2 protein-coding genes and 1 pseudogene are annotated in these 3,076 nt (G+C 24.0%); 1 reads left to right on the top strand and 2 read right to left on the bottom strand.

Annotated features, from left to right (window positions below; all coding sequences use genetic code 4):
• Positions 1-169: 169 nt before the first annotated feature.
• Positions 170-640 carry a lipoprotein gene (locus C6B38_RS10500; protein WP_105298400.1) on the top strand — a complete coding sequence of 157 codons (471 nt, stop codon included), beginning with the start codon at positions 170-172 and terminating at the stop codon, positions 638-640.
• Positions 641-654: 14 nt separating this feature from the next.
• Here C6B38_RS10500 and C6B38_RS12270 read toward each other — a convergent pair.
• Together C6B38_RS12270 and C6B38_RS01585 are read right to left on the bottom strand one after the other, a co-directional pair.
• Positions 655-2,852: pseudogene (locus tag C6B38_RS12270) on the bottom strand (spiroplasma phage ORF1-like family protein).
• A gap of 11 nt (positions 2,853-2,863) precedes the next feature.
• Positions 2,864-3,076 (bottom strand): hypothetical protein (locus C6B38_RS01585; protein WP_105298399.1); only part of this gene is annotated, 213 nt, incomplete at its 5' end.

Genomic DNA, 3,076 nt, shown 5'->3' with positions numbered 1-3,076 from the left:
TTTAATTTTGCTTGTAAATCAAACAAATTAAAATTATTAATAATATATTTCATTAATTTACACCTACCATCAAAAATATATAAAATTAATATTTAATACGAATAATTGATATATAATTGATATGTAATAAGATCAATTATATATAAAAAAATAAAAAGGAGCAATATAAATGAAAAGAATACTTAGCATAATAGGAGCAATCGGATTAACCGCAACAAGTATAGCATCATTAATTAGTTGTAAAAAAGAAAATAATAATGAAAACTGGGGAGGTAATAATCCACAACCAGAACCACAATATAATCCACAACAACCACCAAAAGATAGTAATTGAAAATTAGTTGATAAAAATAATTTTGATAATAAATTTAGTACAAAAAATAATAAATCATATTTGTTTCTTAATTTATTTGATGTAGGTAAATATGGTATATATTTAGCAAAAAATAATGGTAATATATCACAAAAAAGAAATAATATTTGATATTTAGAAACATATAATCCAAAAGATTTCGTAATGTTTAACACTGCAAATATAAAATCACTTTATAGTTGAGTTGGTGATAGTGAACCACAAATACCTACCATTGACAAAAATACCGGTAAAATTACTGATTGAAAAGAACAAAAAGGAACTTAATAACAGTTTCTTTTTTATATTAATCGCACAAATTTCATAAAAATAATTAATAAAAAGATATTTGTTATTGTACTATACAATGCTGTATTAAATTTTCATACCTCAAATATTTGACTAAAAAAACTATATACTGTTTCAAAAACCTTACGAACACCACTCGCTAATTCATTAACTTGTTTAACACCAGGAATAGTGTTGACAATTCAAATTACCGCATTTTTAATATGAGCACCAAAATCTCATCAACCCTCTCGCGTTACATATTGCACTTGAAATCATTGTTTATCTGGAAACAACCCACCATTATTAATCTCTTGTCAGTTATAAATCCCAAAATTAAAATCATAATATCGGTACATATCATTCTCTTTTTGTGCTTGCAATTCAAAAACATTATAACCGATTTTTTGTTCTTCAATTTTTTTATATTGCAAACCGTATTTATTTTGTAAATTACCGCCAAAAACATAACCCGAATTTAACTTAATATCATAATTATTAGCAACCGAAAAATCATAATTAAAAACACTACCATAATTATTAATCGTATAAAACGGATTTTTAAATGCTGAATATAATTTAATATCTAACTGTTTATATTTATCTGAAAAATAAAAATATCGTGGATAAATTTTAAAACCATTATTTACTAATAAACCATATTTTTTATTATAACCTTGAACATAAGTATTATTTTCTAAATGAAAAATCGTGCGTAAATAATTAGTATAAAATTTCTGTGAAATCTTAAACATACTACTTAATAATTTATCAAATTGCAATTTTAATAATATTTTTACTCAACAAAATATTATTAAAATTTTGTAATTTCAACGCAAAAAAGTTAACTAAAACAGTATCATACTGTAAATTATCAATATATCCATTTTCAATAAACGAACTACGATTTTGAAACACTGGCACCAAAGCACTTGCAAAAAACGACTGTAAAAACTTAGATAAATCAAACTGACCGCTAAACTGTTGATAATATTTTAAATCTTTACTATTTAATGATGCATAAATTGAACCATTAAAATTAAAAACCTCACCCATTCCCGTTCGGATAAAACTAAAATTAAAACTTAAATCATCATTATTAATATTATTTAATTCCAAACTACCAGAAATAATTAAATTTGCCTCATCAACAGTCAAAATCATCCGATAAATTGCTTTTTTAATATTTTTAACATCCAACTCGTCAACCGTCTCAAAATCAAAAATTATCCGTTTTGTACCAACCTTATTCGGATTTTCATAATCTGCACTTCTCCCTTGCTGAACCCTAATATTTTCTTCCAAAACAGAATATAAAGATAAATCAATAAATTCTTTTACGCGAGTTTGTTGATAACTATTTCAATCAGTAATTTCACCGGTGTTTTTGTCAATAGTTGGTGTTTGTGGTTCACCAACAACATTTCAACGATAAAGTGATTTTATATTTGCAGTGTTAAACATTACGAAATCTTTTGGATTATATGTTTCTAAATATCAAATATTATTTCTTTTTTGTGATATATTAGCATTATTTTTTGCTAAATATATACCATATTTACCTACATCAAATAAATTAAGAAACAAATATGATTTATTATTTTTTGTACTAAATTCATTATCAAAATTATTTTTATCAACTAATTTTCAATTTTCTACTTTCAACTTAACTCTTGGATAATGATTTTCTTTATAACGGTCAACATTGTCGACAATTTTTTTCGATACATGAAACATTTTATATTTTACGGCAAAAGCATAAATAAAATCAGTTAAATCATTCAAAAAATTCTCTTTTTTAACATCATAAAATTTTTCAACCATAAACTGATTTTTTAAACTATGTCATTGTCGATAATAATTCAAAAATATTTCATCTGGTTTATCATAAACAACTCCGGTGGAATAACTATCTTGTAAAAAATCTAAATACCATTTATCATTAAATAATAATTTTTTTGATGTTTTTAAAGTTGGATTAATAAAATAATTTGTTTCCGACCAATTTTCAAAAAAAAATGCTACGTAAAAACATTGTATTAATAAAATCAGTTTCATTAATACCTTTATCAGTAATATTTTTTTTATTCTCTTGTTTAAGCGTATAATGCTCCTCATTTAACGGTCTAAACGCCGTTAAAGTAATAAATGGAATAACCAAACCCAAAAAAGTTAAAATAAATATGGCAAATAAAGATAACGATTTTTTCATAAACTCAACTCCTAACTATACAATGTTTTTGAAACAATAAACCCAACAATATATAAACTTGATATCGTTAACATTAACGGATGACTAAACAAAACTGCCATTCTGCCAAATAATCAAATCAACCAAGTATCAGAATTATATAAATCCATAATAATATTTTTTGCTGATGTAAATTGATTAATAATAACAGTAATAAAACCAGTTCCAAATATCGCAATTGCCGC

The organism is Spiroplasma sp. ChiS, from assembly GCF_002968355.1.
GTDB lineage: Bacteria > Bacillota_I > Bacilli_A > Mycoplasmatales > Mycoplasmataceae > Spiroplasma > Spiroplasma citri.
The sequence above is the reverse complement of the archived record's forward strand: the minus strand, read 5'-3'. Positions and strand labels throughout refer to the sequence as shown.